Source organism: Paracnuella aquatica (genome assembly GCF_003332885.2).
GTDB classification, from domain to species: Bacteria; Bacteroidota; Bacteroidia; order Chitinophagales; family Chitinophagaceae; genus Flavisolibacter; species Flavisolibacter aquaticus.
Genome location: NZ_QOWJ01000001.1, coordinates 871,128 through 888,012, shown reverse-complemented (window position 1 = coordinate 888,012; position 16,885 = coordinate 871,128). Strand labels below are relative to the sequence as shown.

At 48.8% G+C, this 16,885-nt stretch carries 15 protein-coding genes and 2 tRNA genes; 11 read left to right on the top strand and 6 right to left on the bottom strand.

Going from position 1 to position 16,885, the window contains the following annotated elements; translation table 11 throughout:
* The 6 genes from DRJ53_RS03845 (at position 1) to DRJ53_RS03820 (ending at position 4,401) form a co-directional block, all read left to right on the top strand.
* On the top strand, positions 1 to 1,080 hold the full coding sequence (locus DRJ53_RS03845) for a TlpA disulfide reductase family protein (protein ID WP_114234225.1): 1,080 nt from the start codon (positions 1 to 3) through the stop codon (positions 1,078 to 1,080).
* 229 nt (positions 1,081 to 1,309) lie between these two features.
* Positions 1,310 to 2,584 (top strand): tRNA (N(6)-L-threonylcarbamoyladenosine(37)-C(2))-methylthiotransferase MtaB, encoded by a 1,275-nt coding sequence (mtaB, locus tag DRJ53_RS03840; RefSeq protein WP_114234224.1) that lies wholly within the window; start codon positions 1,310 to 1,312, stop codon positions 2,582 to 2,584.
* Positions 2,585 to 2,683: 99 nt separating this feature from the next.
* Positions 2,684 to 2,758, top strand: a tRNA-Val gene (locus DRJ53_RS03835).
* 47 nt (positions 2,759 to 2,805) lie between these two features.
* Positions 2,806 to 2,880, top strand: a tRNA-Val gene (locus DRJ53_RS03830).
* Positions 2,881 to 3,228: 348 nt separating this feature from the next.
* Entirely contained in the window at positions 3,229 to 3,993 is a 765-nt protein-coding gene (locus DRJ53_RS03825; protein ID WP_114234223.1) for a hypothetical protein, read from the top strand.
* Positions 3,994 to 4,107: 114 nt separating this feature from the next.
* On the top strand, positions 4,108 to 4,401 hold the full coding sequence (locus DRJ53_RS03820; protein WP_114234222.1) for an ATP-dependent Clp protease adaptor ClpS: 294 nt from the start codon (positions 4,108 to 4,110) through the stop codon (positions 4,399 to 4,401).
* A gap of 139 nt (positions 4,402 to 4,540) precedes the next feature.
* Here the strand turns inward: DRJ53_RS03820 and DRJ53_RS03815 are convergent, their stop codons facing one another.
* Entirely contained in the window at positions 4,541 to 5,272 is a 732-nt protein-coding gene (locus tag DRJ53_RS03815) for an esterase family protein (RefSeq protein WP_114234448.1), read from the bottom strand.
* 317 nt (positions 5,273 to 5,589) lie between these two features.
* On the opposite strand from DRJ53_RS03815, the gene DRJ53_RS03810 reads away from it, so the two are divergent.
* From DRJ53_RS03810 to DRJ53_RS03790, 5 genes are all read left to right on the top strand, one after another.
* The gene (locus DRJ53_RS03810) at positions 5,590 to 6,975 is read left to right on the top strand and encodes a PAS domain-containing sensor histidine kinase (RefSeq protein ID WP_162303795.1); all 1,386 of its coding nucleotides are present in this window, start codon (positions 5,590 to 5,592) and stop codon (positions 6,973 to 6,975) included.
* A gap of 15 nt (positions 6,976 to 6,990) precedes the next feature.
* Positions 6,991 to 7,638: a response regulator gene (locus DRJ53_RS03805; RefSeq protein WP_114234220.1), complete on the top strand. Its 648-nt coding sequence runs from the start codon at positions 6,991 to 6,993 to the stop codon at positions 7,636 to 7,638.
* Between the two features lie 174 nt (positions 7,639 to 7,812).
* Positions 7,813 to 8,232: a response regulator gene (locus DRJ53_RS03800; RefSeq protein ID WP_114234219.1), complete on the top strand. Its 420-nt coding sequence runs from the start codon at positions 7,813 to 7,815 to the stop codon at positions 8,230 to 8,232.
* A gap of 218 nt (positions 8,233 to 8,450) precedes the next feature.
* Entirely contained in the window at positions 8,451 to 11,150 is a 2,700-nt protein-coding gene (locus tag DRJ53_RS03795; RefSeq protein ID WP_114234218.1) for a valine--tRNA ligase, read from the top strand.
* Positions 11,151 to 11,248: 98 nt separating this feature from the next.
* The gene (locus DRJ53_RS03790) at positions 11,249 to 11,710 is read left to right on the top strand and encodes a YkgJ family cysteine cluster protein (RefSeq protein WP_114234217.1); all 462 of its coding nucleotides are present in this window, start codon (positions 11,249 to 11,251) and stop codon (positions 11,708 to 11,710) included.
* A gap of 20 nt (positions 11,711 to 11,730) precedes the next feature.
* Here the strand turns inward: DRJ53_RS03790 and DRJ53_RS03785 are convergent, their stop codons facing one another.
* The 5 genes from DRJ53_RS03785 to DRJ53_RS03765 all read right to left on the bottom strand — a co-directional run bounded on the left by DRJ53_RS03785 (position 11,731) and on the right by DRJ53_RS03765 (position 16,870).
* Positions 11,731 to 12,993, bottom strand: coding sequence for an MFS transporter (locus DRJ53_RS03785; protein ID WP_114234216.1), 1,263 nt, complete (start codon positions 12,991 to 12,993; stop codon positions 11,731 to 11,733).
* A 132-nt stretch (positions 12,994 to 13,125) separates the two neighbouring features.
* Positions 13,126 to 14,076 (bottom strand): nitrilase family protein, encoded by a 951-nt coding sequence (locus DRJ53_RS03780; RefSeq protein WP_114234215.1) that lies wholly within the window; start codon positions 14,074 to 14,076, stop codon positions 13,126 to 13,128.
* Between the two features lie 32 nt (positions 14,077 to 14,108).
* Positions 14,109 to 15,422 carry a gluconate:H+ symporter gene (locus DRJ53_RS03775; RefSeq protein ID WP_114234214.1) on the bottom strand — a complete coding sequence of 438 codons (1,314 nt, stop codon included), beginning with the start codon at positions 15,420 to 15,422 and terminating at the stop codon, positions 14,109 to 14,111.
* Positions 15,423 to 15,717: 295 nt separating this feature from the next.
* Complete coding sequence (locus DRJ53_RS03770) at positions 15,718 to 16,101, bottom strand: DUF3037 domain-containing protein (protein WP_114234213.1); 384 nt, start codon at positions 16,099 to 16,101, stop codon at positions 15,718 to 15,720.
* Positions 16,079 to 16,870, bottom strand: a complete 792-nt coding sequence (locus DRJ53_RS03765; protein ID WP_114234212.1) for a HipA family kinase — start codon at positions 16,868 to 16,870, stop codon at positions 16,079 to 16,081. The genes DRJ53_RS03770 and DRJ53_RS03765 overlap by 23 nt, the downstream gene beginning before the upstream one ends.
* Positions 16,871 to 16,885 lie beyond the last annotated feature (15 nt).

Genomic DNA, 16,885 nt, shown 5'->3' with positions numbered 1-16,885 from the left:
ATGAAAAAAATTCTTTTTTTCCTGCTGTTGCTGCCATCCGTTTTGTTTGCCCAGGACGGTGCATTTGTGCTCAAGGGTAAAATCTCCGGATTGGCCGAAGGCGCCGAGGTAAAACTCACCAGCACCAACGAAGAAGCTGTAGTGCTCACCAAGGGCACTGCAAAAGGCGGCACATTTACCCTCACAGGCAAGCTGCCCGAGCCGGGCCTGTACTGGCTTACCGTGGGTAAAGATCAGCCCCAGCATATTTACCTCGAGAACAGCGCCATCAACGTGGCAGGCAAATCCGGCGACCTGAAGAACATGAAGGTGGAAGGCTCTGCTACACACAACGATTTTGTTATTTTCCGCGACCGCTTTAACCCACTGGTTGGTGAGCTCCAGGCTACCATGGCCCAGGCCGAAAAAACCGAAAGCGAAGCCGGCCAGATGCGCCTACAAAAGCGTTTCGACTCCCTGAAAAATGTGGTGGACGATGAAGTGGGCAAGTTTGTACAAGCCCGCCCGGCATCGTATGTGTCGCCGTTCCTCTTGTTCATTTCTTCCCAAATTTTGGAAGACCCGATGGTGATGGAGCAGCGCTTTCAGCAGCTGGCCGAGCCGGTGCGCCAATCGCAAATTGGCCAAAGCCTGGCGCAATACATCGAGTTTAATAAAGTAGGTGCGGTAGGTACCGAAGCACCCGATTTTACACAGGCAAGTGTGAATGGCCAGCCCATTGCGCTTTCGTCGCTGCGTGGCAAATATGTATTGATCGATTTTTGGGCTTCGTGGTGCAAACCCTGCCGCCTCGAAAACCCCAACGTGGTAGCAGCTTATCAAAAGTACAGCCCCAAGAATTTTACCATCCTTGGCGTATCGCTGGATAAGGAAAAAGATGCCTGGGTAAAAGCCATTGAAAAAGACGGGCTTACCTGGCCGCAGGTGAGCGACCTGAAGTTTTGGAACAACGAAGCCGCCGCACTGTACCGCGTTCAGGGAATTCCGCAAAATTTCCTGGTGGACCCAACCGGAAAGATTGTTGCCAAAAACCTTCGTGGCGCAGCCCTTGAAGCCAAGTTAGCTGAACTGCTGAAATAAATTCTAATCATGTTATTTTTTCAAAGATTCCATCTCTTCAAGAGATGGAATCTTTTTTGTAGCCGGCTGTAATGCCGCTATTGGGCACCTGTTGCGTCGCACTCTTGTGCGGTTGGTAATTCTGTTCGGCTGTTCGCCACGCCTTTTTAACGGGCCGTTATGTCGTTCTGGCCAGAATTCTTTGCCCGATAACGATGCTTTTCCGCAATGCCGGTATCTTTGCAGCCTCATGGAAAAACAGCGTAGTGTAGCGTTTCACACCTTGGGCTGCAAGCTCAACTTCTCGGAAACTTCCATGCTGTCGCGCAGCCTGGAAGCCGAGGGATTTGTGAAAAGGGAGTGGGACGACCTGTCGGATGTGTATGTGATCAACACCTGCTCCGTTACCGATAATGCCGATAAAGAATGCCGCCAGCTGGTGCGCCGCATTCAGCGCCGTGCCCCCGAAAGCCTGGTGGTGATTACGGGTTGCTATGCCCAATTGAAGCCAAAGGAGATTGCTGAAATCCCGGGCGTGGACCTGGTTTTGGGCGCAGCCGAAAAGTTCAACCTCGCTACGCATATACGCGAACTGGCCAAAGGCGATTCGGCCCGCATCAGCAGCTGCGATATCGAAGATGTATCCGGTTTCCATGCGTCTTATTCCATCAACGACCGGACCCGCACATTTCTGAAAGTGCAGGACGGTTGCGATTATACTTGTTCGTTTTGCACCATACCCATGGCGCGGGGCAAAAGCCGCAGCGATTCAATTATAAATGTGGTGCGCAATGCCGAGGAACTGGCCGCTACCGGCGTGCAGGAAATTGTGCTCACCGGCGTAAATCTTGGCGACTTTGGAAAAGGCCCCGATGGTGCTAAAAAGACCGAAGAAAATTTTTACGAACTGATCCAGGCATTAGAAGGAGTGGAGGGCATCCGCCGCTACCGCATATCTTCTATCGAGCCCAATTTGCTTACCGAAGACATCATTCGTTTTGTGGGGCAATCGGGCAAGTTTATGCCGCATTTTCATGTGCCGTTGCAAAGCGGTTCCAACGATGTTTTGGGCGCCATGCGCCGCCGCTACCGCCGCGAGTTGTATGCCGAGCGGGTTGCAATGATCAAATCACTGATGCCGCATTGTGCCATCGGCGTGGATGTGATCGTTGGTTTTCCCGGCGAGTCGGATGTGCATTTTAAAGAAACCTTCGATTTTTTACACAGCCTTGATGTTTCTTATTTCCATGTGTTTACTTACTCCGAACGGGATAGCACAAGGGCTTTAGAAATAAAACCAGTGGTGCCCATTTCGGTGCGACATGAACGCAATAAAACGCTGCGCAATTTAAGCTACATGAAGATGCAGCATTTTACTGCACAACATGCGGGAGAAACACGGCCGGTATTGTTTGAAGGACATGAAAAAGGCGGCATGATGGAAGGGTATACCGATAACTATATCCGCATTACTACACCGTTCCGCGATGAGTGGGTAAATAAAATTGTCGATTGGAAAATTTAATCCTGTTTCTTTTTTGGAAATGTAAACTGCTCTCCCCTATATTTGCACTCCCAAAACGCACCAACAACGTTGCGGGAAAACAGAAAGTTCTTTAAAATTGGGAGCATAGCTCAGCTGGTTCAGAGCATCTGCCTTACAAGCAGAGGGTCCGCGGTTCGAATCCGTGTGCTCCCACAATTTTTTTTCTGCACATGCCCATGTGTAGTTTTTTTTTAGGTTAAGGGAGCATAGCTCAGCTGGTTCAGAGCATCTGCCTTACAAGCAGAGGGTCCGCGGTTCGAATCCGTGTGCTCCCACAAATGGCCACGGTTTTTCCGTGGCTTTTTTGTGCCCATACCTTTCACGGCTGCGGTTAAGCGAAACCTTTTTTGGTGGCAGATATATCCGCGCATTTGTTATTTTAATTTGACATTTAATTACTGGTAAACATCAGTTTACATATTAGGTGCTCCAGGTGCAGTTATCGTGTTTGTATTGCCGGTGCCCTGTTCCTCTTTCCTCCTGAACAAACCAAAACAGTAGCATCCATTTAATTTCATTTTGTTGGCCGCTCTTTAACCTTTATTATAAATGCCTGTCATAAAGGGCGAAAAGGCGCCGGATGGCCTGATTTTTTAAGCTCAACATTTAATAACCTGCGAAACATGAAAACGTCTACGCTGCTTGCCACCCTATTATCTTTCACCCTAATTTATTCCTGTGCCAAAGAAGACCAGCCCGAACATGGCGCCAAGGCTTGCCAGTTGCGTTACAACGTGATTGTAGAAGAAGGAGCCGCATCAGATTCGTTCAACTACCAGTATAACGGTGCCGGGCAGTTGACAAAAGTTACCAGCGGCAAATACGATTACACTTTGCAATATGATGCCGGTAGGGTAGTTGGCCGAAAATATTTTTATGCCGGCTCCGACGAAATGTTTGCATCAGACACCGTGCTATACAATCCCGGCGGAATCATCAATGAAATAAAGCGTACCGATCCGTTGGGTTTTGCCATTCAAACCATCAGGTTTACTTACAACAGCAATAAGCTTACAGCACTTTCTTTTTTCAACGAAAAAGACGAACTGAAAGCCAAATACAATTACACCTATACCATCAACAACATCACGGCTATTGCTGGCGACGAATCGTGGGACAATATCAACCGCAGCTTTAGTTACAGGTTTACCTATGATACCCGCTCCAACAACAATAAATGGGGACAGCAGGCACTTTTGTACGATGGATTTTTGAGCGACCACATGGGCCTCTCGGTTATTTATGCAATCAGCGACAACTATGTAAAAACGATCGAGCAAAATGGCCTGACCGTTCCCGTTAGTTACACCATTGATGGCAATAACAACACTACTGCAATAACAGTAGCCGGGCAGCCTGTGATGCGTGGAGCGTACAATTGTCCATAATATTTTACAGGAAAATTTGCTTGCAACCACAATGGCGTTACCGCTGTTGTGGTTGTTTTTTTGTGCTTACTGCTGTGTTTCGGATAAAACTTATCTTCCTAACTTTGCCCCGTTATGGGCGCCGTAAAGGAATATAGTAACCCCTCACCTTCGGAAACGCTGCTGACAGATGCCGAGAAGCCTTTTCAACTGGTTGTTTGGAACGACGAGGTAAACACCTTTGAGTGGGTGATTGAAACACTTGTGGAAGTGTGCAGCCACTCCTACGAGCAGGCCGAACAATGTGCATACATCATTCATTTCCGCGGCAAGTACGCAGTAAAAGAAGGCGATTACGAAACCCTAAAACCCATGTGCGATGCCATTACTGAAAGGGGCATCGGTGCCACGGTGGAACAACCGGCATAAGCTAGTTCAGAGTCTGTAGTCTGGAGTTCATGGTCGGTATTTGGCTGCGTGAAGCAGCTTTTTTTATTTGTATAAAAACCTAGGTGGATTTTATACTATTATCAACTACAAACTGTCAACTGTAAAATACCGACTCCACTCACCACCTTGTACCCAAATAATGCGGTAGCACGGCCCGCCAGGTATTCCAGTCGTGTGGCCACTCGGCTCCCCAAATATCCAGTTCATAATTAATGCCTTTGCTGTATAGCAGGTGTGCAAAGCTGCGTGCTGCATCAGGTGCCTCATATGGCCCGCTGCCGGAAAAAAGATGAATGTGTTGCGACCGGCGGATCTGTTCGAGAATGCTGTGGTCCGTCAGGTTGGGCAGGTAATGTTGCGGGCTGTTGAAATAAACACCATCGCTGAAAAATCCACGGCTGTATTCAGTGAGGTCGTACACACCACTGAGCCCAATGACGCCGTCGATCAGGTCGGGTCGTTTCAAAAATAGGTTCATGCTATGCAGTGCGCCAAACGATGCGCCGCAAACAATGATCGGTGTGTCATTGCTGGTTTGCCGTTTGAGGTACGGTACCACTTCGTCAAAAACATACTGGTTAAACTGCTGGTGACGTATTGCTTTGTGGTGCGGCTCCATCTCGTAATTCATCCAGCTTTGGTTATTGATGCTGTTGATGGAAAAAACTTTTACTTTCCCCGCATCCACTGCAGGCGCAATGGCGTCCATCAGCCCAAAGCGTTCATATTCCAAAAAATCGGCTGCGGCCGTGGGCAACAGCAGTAACGAAAAACCATAATGCCCGTACATGGCAATGGGCATTTCCTGTTGCAGGTTAGGACTATACCACGAAGTGATGTGTGCATGCATGGCCAAAAGGTAATTATTCCGTTTCATTTTCTGTAGACAGCAGCAGTGAGTAATGGGTTTACCTAGCAAAAAGCAGTGAATACCCTTACTGCCCTAAAGCAATGCGTTTTAGCTCTTTTAAACATGACGAATTGCTTTAATTTTACCCCTTATTGCGGGCATTTGGCCCCGCCAACCACCAATCGGTTTGAAATTTGTCGTCCAATATCCCTGTGCATATCGATCCACTACAACAAAGTCATTCGCATGCTGGCCCACCCGCCAACTTGGGGCGGGGGCTGGTTGTGCCCGCACAGGACGGCAGTGCAAATAATCCCGTGTTGGCTTTTTTCGCAGGACTGCCGCTGCCGGCATTCATCTACGACCCCGAAACCCTGCGCATCATTCAGGTAAATCCGAAGGCACCACAGCATTACGGTTATACCGAAACGGAATTCCTGGGCCGCCTCGTTACCGATTTTCACACAGCGCAAGAACATGATACCGTGCGGGCACAGATTGCGCAAAGCCGCAAAGGCAACACCATGACGGTGCGCAATTGGCAACACATCCGGAAAGATGGTGCCGTGCTGGACGTGGAAGTGTGGGCCAGCAATATTGAACTCGACGGCCGGCATTGCCGCATGGCCATCATGAACGATATTACGGGCAAACGACAAATAGAAACAGCGTTGCGGGAAAGCAATGAACGTTTTGAACTGGCCGCTAAAGCCAGCAAGGATGCCATTTATGAATGGAACCCGATTACCAACGAATTACTTTGGACCACCGGCCTTACCATGCTGTTTGGGTGGCAACCCGAAGAGGTAACGTTTAACCGGTGGCATGCGCTGGTGCACCCCGACGATGTGGATGAAACAGACCGCACTTTGAAAGAAGCCGTTGCCGATCCAGCGCAGGAAATCTGGAGCCACGATTACCGGTTCAGGCACCAAGATGGCACCTGGCGTGATGTGCAGGAACGCTGCTTTATAATCCGTAATGAACAAGGCGTAGCCACGCGGTGCATAGGCGTGCTGCAGGATATATCGGAACAAAAGCGGCTAGAACAGGCGCTGTTAAAAAAAGAACTGGAGCGGCAAAAAATAATTGGGCAGGCAACCATCGACTCGCAGGAAAAAGAGCGGGCCGAAATAGGAAAGGAACTGCACGATAACGTGAACCAGATTTTGACCACGACAAAGCTGTACCTCGACTTGGCGCAAAGCAATGCCGAACTCAGGGATGACCTACTACAAAAAGCAAGTGCCAATGTAATGCACGTCATCAACGAGATTCGTTTTTTATCCCGTTCTTTGGCCGACCCAAGTATCGGTGATTTAGGCCTGGTTGATTCGATCAACAACCTGGTTGCTGATATTCAGAAATCACGGCAACTGGAAGTTCGGTTAACCATCAACGGTGACCCGGATACGGCGCTGGAACGTGCCAAAAAGTTGATGGTATTCCGCATTGTGCAGGAGGCATTGAACAACGTGGTGCGTCATGCGCAGGCTACCGTAGCCACGGTATACATAGGCCAGGAGGGTAATATCTTTAAGGTTGTGATACAGGACGATGGCGTTGGTGTGGCCAGTAAAGAACTGGTTTACGGCGCCGGGTTGAATGATATCAAAAACCGAGTATATTTAGTCGACGGTAATTTTCAAATTGAATCGGCGGCGCAAAAAGGCGTACGGCTTTCAATCAGTTTTTTAATATAAACAAATCCGAATAACATGGATAAGATCAGTATTCTGATAGCAGATGATCATACGTTGGTGAGAGAAACGTGGAGCTTCATATTGAATACAGATCCGCGGTTTACCGTAGTGGCGGAAAGCGGCAGCGGCGAAGAAGCAGTGGAGCTTGCCAAAAAATTACGTCCGCAGATCGTGATCATGGACATCAACCTGCCCGGCATCAACGGTATTGAAGCCACGCAGCAGATCCGTAAGTTTTCGCCGGGTACCAAAGTGCTGGGTGTATCGCTGCACACACAGCCCACCTATGCCCGCAAAATGATGCAGAAAGGCGCTATGGGTTATGTTACCAAAAACTCGTCGCGGGAAGAAATGTTTAAGGCCATTATGGAAATACAGGGCGGCAAAAAATACATTTGCGATGAGATCAAGAACATTCTTTCGGAGCAGGTAATTGCCGGCGATGATCCGCAGGCCGGCCTCAACTCGTTATCGCAACGCGAAATCGAGATCATTGCTTACATCAAGAAAGGATTCTCTTCCAAGGAAATTGCCGATGCGCTGAACATTTCGGTAAAAACCGTGGAGGTGCATCGCTACAATATTTTGAAAAAACTGAACCTTAAAAATGCTGCTGCGTTGGTAAACTTTATCAACAACAGCCAGCTGGATATAGAAGAATAAACGGCGCTGCCATCGCGTTTTGCGCAGCTCGTTTTTGAAGTGTGGGACCAGAAGCCGGAAATTTATTTTGCAAAAGATCAGTGCTGGTGAAATTTCGGCACGTTTATTACCAAAACCAAACCGTCTTAACGGATAATAAGTCGAAGGAAGGTTAATGGCTAACCCATTACTGCTATGCATGAGAAAAAACTAAGGGTCATCATTGTTGATGACCATAAAATGATTAGGGAAACCTGGCGTTTCCTCCTGAGCCGCGATCCTAAACTGGAGGTGGTGGCCGAATGCGCATCCGGAGCGGAGGCCATCGAAAGTGCCGGCGCCCTGCAGCCCGACATTATGCTGATGGACATCAACATGGAGCCGGTAAACGGCTTTGAAGCCACGATGGAAATTACCCGCAAATACCCCGACATCAACATCATCGGGGTATCGGTAAACGACCAGCCCGGTTATGCACGGCATATGCTGCAGATGGGTGCCCGCGGTTTTGTTACCAAAAATTCATCCCTCACCGAAATGGTCCACGCCATTGTGGAAGTAAGCCAGGGCAATGTGTACATCTGTACAGAAGTGCGGGAAAAAATGGGAAACTGAGGCGATTGACGATTTTAAATTTCGGAATTCGGAATTGAGTGATATAATATTTAAGATGGCTGCTTAACACGAGCAGCCATTTTTTGTGCCCTAATTTCAAATAGAAGGTGGCGCAAAGGAAGGGGAATCTTTCCTCCGAAATCTAAAATCCGACATCCGAAATCGTAAATGCTCCGATCACCAGCTCATTCTTTATTTTTGCACTCCTATTTTTTACCATGAGCACAACACTGAGCAAAAACTTTGAGCCCGGACAGGTAGAGGAAAAATGGTACCGGCACTGGCTGAACCGCCGTTATTTCAACAGCACCCCCGACGACCGCAAGCCTTTTACCGTGGTCATTCCGCCACCGAACGTAACCGGTGTGCTGCACCTGGGCCATACCCTCAATGAAACGGTTCAGGATGTGCTGGTGCGCAAAGCCCGCATGAGTGGCTACAATGCCTGCTGGGTGCCGGGTTCCGACCATGCCTCCATTGCCACCGAAGCGAAAGTGGTGCAAATGCTGGAAAAGGAGCGGGGCATCAAAAAAGCCGACCTGAGCAGGGAGGAGTTTTTGGGCTATGCGTTTGAATGGAAGGAAAAATATGGCGGCATTATTTACCACCAAATACAAAAGTTGGGCTGCAGCGTTGATTGGGACCGGGTAACATTTACCATGGACGATCATTACTACAAAGCGGTCATCAAAGTATTTACTGACCTGTATGCAAAAGGCCTGATTTACCGCGGTGCCCGCATGATTAACTGGGACCCTGCGGCACAAACAGCACTGAGTGATGAAGAGGTAGAATACAAAGACATTGAAGGCAAACTTTATTATGTAAAATATAAAGTTGCCGATAGTGACGGTTCTGCTTCCGACTATATCATCATTGCAACACAACGTCCTGAAACCATCATGGGCGACACCGCAGTTTGCGTCAACCCAACCGACGAACGGTTTGCACACCTGCGTGGTAAAAAAATAATGGTGCCGCTGGTAAACCGCGAAGTGCCGTTGATCTTCGATGAATATGTTGATCCCGCATTCGGTACCGGCGCATTGAAAGTAACGCCGGCTCACGACATCAATGACTATAACCTCGGGCTGAAACACCACCTGCCCACTATCGATACACTCAACCCCGACGGCACATTGAGCGAAGCCGCGGAAGTGTTTGTGGGCATGGACCGCTTTGAAGCAAGGGAAAAAGTGGTGGCGCAATTGCGTGAACTGGGCTTGTTGGAAAAAGAGGAAACTTACAGCACCAGGCTTGGCTTTTCGCAACGCACCAATGCGGTAGTAGAGCCACGCATTTCCACGCAGTGGTTTGTAAAAATGAAAGACCTGGCCGGCGATGCGTTGGAAGCCGTGGTGAATGGCGATGTGAAAATTCATCCCGAGGAACGCTTCATGGCTACCTACCGCTACTGGCTAGAGAATGTAAAAGATTGGTGCATCAGCCGCCAGCTTTGGTGGGGCCAGCGCATACCTGCCTGGTACGATAAGGACGGACGCTTTGTTGTGGCCGCCACCCGCGAAGAGGCGTTTGAATTATTCCGCCAGCAATGGGCTACGAATGGCATTGACCATTCCCAATTCACCATTGAAGACCTCACCCAGGACGAAGACGTGCTCGACACCTGGTTCTCGTCGTGGCTGTGGCCGATGGAAGTATTCAATGGCATTACCGATCCTGAAAACAAGGACTTCAACTATTACTATCCCACATCGGTGCTGGTTACCGGGCAGGACATCATCTTTTTCTGGGTGGCCCGCATGATCATGGCTGGTATGGAATACAAGTCGGAGCGGCCTTTTGAGCATGTTTATTTCACCGGCATGGTTCGCGATAAGCAGGGCCGGAAAATGAGCAAGCAATTAGGCAATTCGCCCGACCTGCTGGAGCTCATCGAACGCTTTGGTGCCGATGCAGTGCGTTTTGGAATATTGATTGCAGCACCCGCCGGCAACGACTTGCTGTTCGACGAAAGCAGTTGCGACCAAGGCCGCAATTTCAATAACAAGTTGTGGAACGCATTAAAGCTGGTAAAACTTTGGGAGGCCAATGGTGTTGCCCAAAGCAGCAACGATGCTACTACGTTAGAGCAAACGCTGTTCCCTGCACGCTGGTTTGCGGCACGCCTGGCAACCGTACAAGCCGAGGTGGAAAAATTGTATTCCGAGTTTCGCTTAAGCGAAGCGCTGAAAACCATTTACTCACTGATTTGGGATGACTTCTGCAGTTGGTACCTCGAGTGGGCCAAGCCGCCTTTCGGTCAGCCAATTGATGTGCAGTTGTACGAAAGCACCCTTTCGTTTTTCGAACAACTGATGCAGTTGCTGCACCCGTTCATGCCTTTTATTACCGAAGAAATTTACCACCAATTGCGCCAGCGTAACGAAGGCGATGACCTTACCATCAGCCAGTTTGGTGCGTTGGGTAAAACGCAAATCTCCGGTGCTGAAAGTGCCGATGTTTTGGCACAGGGTGAACTGCTTAAAACATGGATCACCGCCATCAGGGATGCACGGGTAAAAAATGGATTAAAGCCAAAAGACGCCATTCAATTGCATGTGCAAACCGCCAACGAATCAATGTTTACCAAAATCAGTGCATTACTGCTGAAACAAGTGGCTGCCGGCTCGCTGTCGTTTACGCAGGATGCAGTTGCCAATACTATTGCTGTAGTGGCGGGCCGCGATAAAATGTACCTGCAGGCCGAAGTGGAAGTTAATACAACAGCACAAAAAGAACAATTGCTGAAAGACCTCGAGTATCAAAAAGGCTTTTTGCAATCTGTGGAGGTAAAACTGTCTAACGAACGTTTTGTGCAAAACGCAAAGCCTGAAGTGGTAGACGCTGAACGCAAAAAACGCGACGACGCGATGCAGAAGATTAAGGCGATTGAGGAAAGCCTGGCCACTCTATAAAAGTTGGCAGCTGGTTGTTGATAGTTGACGGTGCAGTGTATTTATGTTGTACGCAGCTCCAATCTATCAACTACCAACTGTCAACTATCAACTCTACTATGACTACCGCCGGAAAAGAAGAGCAAAAAGCATTCAAGCAAATGCTGCAACGGGCACCGAAAAACAAAGTGTTGCAGTATTTGCCGCGTTTGCATGAAGAGGCGTTTGAGCGGATCGATTGCCTGCAGTGTGCGGCCTGTTGTAAAAACTATTCGCCGCGTTTTAAAACACCCGATGTCAAGCGCATCAGCAAACACCTGGGCATGCGGGAAAGCGCATTTATTGAAACTTATTTGCGGGTGGATGAAGACGGTGATTTTGTGGTTAAAAAATCGCCTTGCCCTTTTTTAGGTTCCGATAACGCCTGCAGCATTTACGAGGTTCGCCCATCCGATTGTGCCCGGTTTCCCTACACCAATGAAGATGTCATCATCAAACGGCAACCACTAACATTGAAGAACGCCACATTCTGCCCCATTACATTTTATGTACTGGATGGTCTTCTGAAACAGTTGAAATAAGCAGTGTGCGGTGAAGAAATTTAGTATTCAAACTTTCGCAGCCCCGGTGCCCGCCACCAGGTAATCAGCACCACCAGCAGCGTCATGCTGCCGCCAAAAATAATCGACGGTACGGTACCCATCATCCTCGCCGTAAAGCCACTCTCAAACTGTCCCAATTCATTGCTGCTATTTATGAACATAGAGTTGACCGAACTAACGCGGCCACGCATTTCATCGGGAGTGGTGAGTTGCAAAATGGTGCTGCGGGTCAACACCGAAATGCCATCCATCATGCCGGCCACCAGCAGCGCAGCAAACGATACCCAGTAAATATCGGAAAGGCCAAATACGATGATGCAGATGCCAAAGCCTGCAACTGCTACAAGCAGGCGCTGGCCTTGTTTGCGCCGCATGGGATAAAGCGTAAATAGCGTGATCATAGTGGCGGAGCCAATATCGATGGCGGCATTCAACCAGCCGAAACCAATCGGGCCGACCCTTAATATCCGTTCCGCCACTTCGGGTATCAGGGCCACTGCGCCGCCGAAGAGTACGGCAAACAAGTCAAGCGAAATGGCGCCGAGCATGACTTTATGGCTAAATACAAAACGCAGTCCTTCGCGAACACTCTCCCATATTTTGGCCTGCACATTATTGTGTGCAATGGGTTTGCGACTAATACGCGACACGGAAAAGCCCGCAAACAACACATACAGCAAGATGATGATAAACGTGACATTGATGCCAAACCAGGCAATGAAAAAGCCCGCAGAAGCATGACCCAAAATTGAAGCCACCAGCCACGTGGTAGAACTAAAATTGGCAGCATAATGCAGTATTTCGCGGGGAATGAGCTGCGCTAAAATTGCATTAGAAGTTGGCCCGGCAAATGCACGGATGATGCCGGTGCAGAAGATAACACCATAAAATAAGCGGGTCAGCGTTTGCTTGGGTAATTGATCCTGTACCTGCGGTAGCGTAAGCACCACCAGGGCTGCGGCGCACAATGCGTAGCTCAATATGCCTTTCAACAACAACGTCCGTTTGTCGGACCGGTCAATAACATGACCGGCATACAGCGCCAATGCAAACACCGGGATGAACTCCGATAGACCGGCGAGGCCGATGGAAAAGGAGCTACCCGTAATTTGAAAAAGCTGGTAGGCAACAACAGTGGCCACCATGCGCAAAGCCATGATATAAAAGAAACGCGACAAGACGTAAAACCGGTACTCACGGTGCTGGAGTGGTTGCAAAGAAGCTTTGGTAGTAAAAAAGCTTTTTCGCTGCTGTTGCTGCATTATCGGGTGCAATTAGGATGGCGCAAAAGTGCAAATAAATATGGTCGCAAGATTTAATTTTTAATGTTTATCGCCAACGCTTTTCTTTAAAACAATACTTGGTTGCGGCTATTAGTTTTTGAAATAACCGGCTCACTTATTATTCAGCCACGCAACTTTTTGTTCTGGTGTGTGGGCTGCCCCAATGATATCACGATACAGTTCGGGCCGTCTTGCTTTTTTGTAACGGGTGCCACCGGCCTGCGCAATTTTTTCCGGGGTGCAGGTAGCTATCACCAGGTCATCGCCAAGGTTGCGGCACTCTGCCAGCACATCGCCAAAGGGATCAAGGATCATGGAACAGCCGTTTTTTAACTGGTCGTCATCCATGCCGATGGCATTGGAAAATACCGCGTAAATACCATTGTCCGCAGCGCGGGAAGGCAACCATTTCATCAGCCACTGGCGCCCTTTGGGTCCATCGAATTCATAACGCAGCGAAGTGGGGTCTGCTTCGCGGTTGTCCCAAAGTTTTGGATCAACAAAGCCTGCACCTGGCCGGGCCGACGGCGTGCACATAGTTACATGCGGCATGAAAATAATATCGGCTCCCAGCAGGGATGTAGCCCTTACATTCTCCAAAATGTTATTATCGTAGCAAATGAGTATGCCGCATTTCCAGCCCAACAAATCAAACACACAATAGGCATCACCCGGCGTAATGGCGGGATGTATAAACGGTTGCAGCTTGCGGTATGTTGCAACCAGTCCATCGCCGGAAACACATACATACCCTTTATAAATTTTACCCGCATCATCCCGTTCAAATAAGCCTGCCAGTACTACGATGTTGTGGGCTTCTGCAATCGCAATCAGCCGTTGCACGCTTTCGCCGCCCGGTATGGGTTCGGCAATATCAAGCAGTGCCTCCTTCGTTAAATGACGTGCAAAAGCATAACCCGTTACCGAGCATTCATGAAAGCATACCACCTGTGCACCGACCGCCGCGGCACGGGCAGCGATCTTGTCGATCACGGAGAGATTATATTCTTTATCACCATTACGGTGCTCGAATTGTGCGGTGGCAATTTTTAACGGTTGCATGACTCTTTTTTATAAACAGCTAAAAAGCTGCTTTAAATAAAACGATCGAGGATGAGCACGCCGCCCAAACCCACAAAGGCAACAATGGTTTCCATCAGCGTCCACGAACGGAAAGTGTCCTTCATACTTAGATTAAAATATTCCTTGTACAGCCAAAATCCAGAGTCGTTTACATGCGAACAAACAAGGCTGCCCGCACCAATAGAAAGCACCATCAACTCCGGGTTTACTGTTCCCTGAGTCATAATTGGAGCAATGATGCCAGCGGCAGTTAGACCCGCCACCGTGGCCGATCCTACGGCAATGCGGATGATGGCGGCGGAAAGCCAGCCTAATACCAACGGCGGCAAATTAAAGTACTGCATTCCGGCTGCAATTTCGTTGCTTACGCCACTATCGGTAAGCACCTGTTTCAACGCACCGGCGCTGCCAATAATCAATAAGATGAGTGTAATATCTTTTAGGGCTTCGCCGTAATAATGCATGATCTGCTTGATGCTTTTGCCTTGTGCGGTACCCAAGGTTATCGTGGCCAGCATCAGCGCAATCAGCAGCACAATCGATGCATCTGCTAAAAACGAAAGGCCTTGTTTTACGCCTTCCGATTTAATATCTAAGTAAGGCAGACCGGCAGTGGCCGCCAGCAATATTACCGGTAGCAGCGCGGTAAAAAATGAATTGGCTGTTCCGGGCAATTGGTCCTGCGGCAACTCGTTGGGCCGGAAAGTTTCAAGCGGCTGTGCATGCAGCCCTTTCACTGTGCGGGCAAACAGGGGCCCTGCAATGAGCACGGTGGGAATGGCAATGATGAAACCATAGATCAACGTGAGGCCGATGGATGCGCCGAACTGCGCAGCCAACGCGACCGGCGACGGATGCGGCGGCAAAAAACCATGCGTAACCGAAAGTGCCGCCAGCATGGGCAAACCCACATACACAACGGGTAACCGGTACTGGTAGGTGATGGAAAACAGCAGCGGCACCAATAGGACAAAACCAACGCCGTAAAACAGCGGGATGCCTACAATAAATGCAGTGATCAAAAGTGCCCATTGCATGTTTTTGGTACCGAACAGCCCGGCAAGCACCGTGGCCATTTTTTGCGCAGCGCCGCTTTCAGCTACCAGTTTGCCCAGCATGGCACCGAGTGCAATAATGAGTACAATGGAACCCAGCGTATCGCCAAAACCTTTTTGAATGGAAGCAGGCAACTGCTTGGGTGGAATGCCCAACAACAAGCCAGCGAAAATGGCGGTAAGCAACAGCGCAAGGAAAGGATTAAATTTTCCCCAGCTAATCATGAGGATGAGTAGCACGAGGCAGGCAAAGACAATCAGCAAGGTCATAGGAGGAAATTACTGAATTGTTGCATGGATTGACAAAAATGTTACTTGGATTTTATATAAAACAAAAATTCGGTTGCACTTTGATGTAGATTTTTGATTGAAGCAAGCAAATGCTTTTGATATTTAAGCCACAAAACGTGCAGCTATTTTAAATAGCAAAATGACATTTTTTGCAACGAGCTTTATTTGCTTGTAAAATAAAATGTCACCATTTCGATTAATAAAAATGGTGACATTTTACATAAGTTAAAATCGACTGATGCTAACTAGTTTGAAATAGCAAACGCAGGTTTATTTACAAAACCATTTCCCGAAATAATTTATCCAACGCCGCATCCAGGTCACTGCAAAAACCCGGGTGCACTTTAGAAGTTTGCACCACGGTGCTGCGGGTGGCAGTAAGCCAACGAAAGCGGGAAGGTGCATCCAGCGTGGCAATGAGGCTGCCGCCTTTTTTACCTTCACAAATTTGTTCAAGGGCTTGCAGGTAAGCGCCTACTTCAGCAGCATCCAGCGCCGGCGCCATTGCTTCCAATTTTTGCCCGTTTAAGAAATGCCGCGACTTCAGGTAACGCTTTTTTTTACAAAACAAAATAACGCCCACATTAATGAATTCTTCACGCTCCACGCGGGGCACCACGCGAATGATGGCATATTCAAATAAGTGCAGCTCTTGCATCGATGGCGTGGTTTACAATAGTGGAAAAATGCGCAAGCCGTGCCTGCAAAAATTGTGTGTACACCTGCCGAACTTCATCGGGTGTGCCGTGTTCGGGAAGAATCCATTCCGATGGAATCAATGCAACAATGTCCTCAATTTTTTGCGGCGTAAGAATGTTGCGAAACGTTGCGTCAACTTCTTGTAACATGCTTGCCTGCGGTAACAGCACATGGTCTTTGATCAGTGCAAATGGTTTGGTTGCCGCTTCCTGCCAGCCATCCCAGCTATGATGAAAATACAACGCTGCACCATGATCGATCAGCCACAATTCTTTATTCCACATCAGCATATTGGTGTTGCGCACCGTGCGGTCCACATTGGTAAGCAAGCAATCGAGCCACACAATTTGCGAAGCCAGCAGCGGATCGATTTGTGTAACTGCAGGATCAAAAGTAATGGCGCTGGAAAGGTAATGCAGCGCCAGGTTGAGGCCGGTGCTTGCCTGCAGCAGGTCCTGTATTTCTTCGTCCGGCTCTGTGCGGCCAAACGCTTCATCAACGGTGGCAAACACTAACTCGGGCACCCGCAAACCTAATAGGCGAGCCGTTTCGCCGCCAATCAGTTCGGCAATCAGGGCTTTGGCACCTTGGCCCGCACCCCGGAATTTTAGTGCATACATAAAGCCGTCTTCGGCTTCCACAATCGCCGGCAGCGATCCGCCTTCGCGCAGCGGTGTGATGTAGCGCAGCACCTGCACGGTGCGTAGTTCATGTTTGTTTTTAATCATAAACGTGTAGCTGCA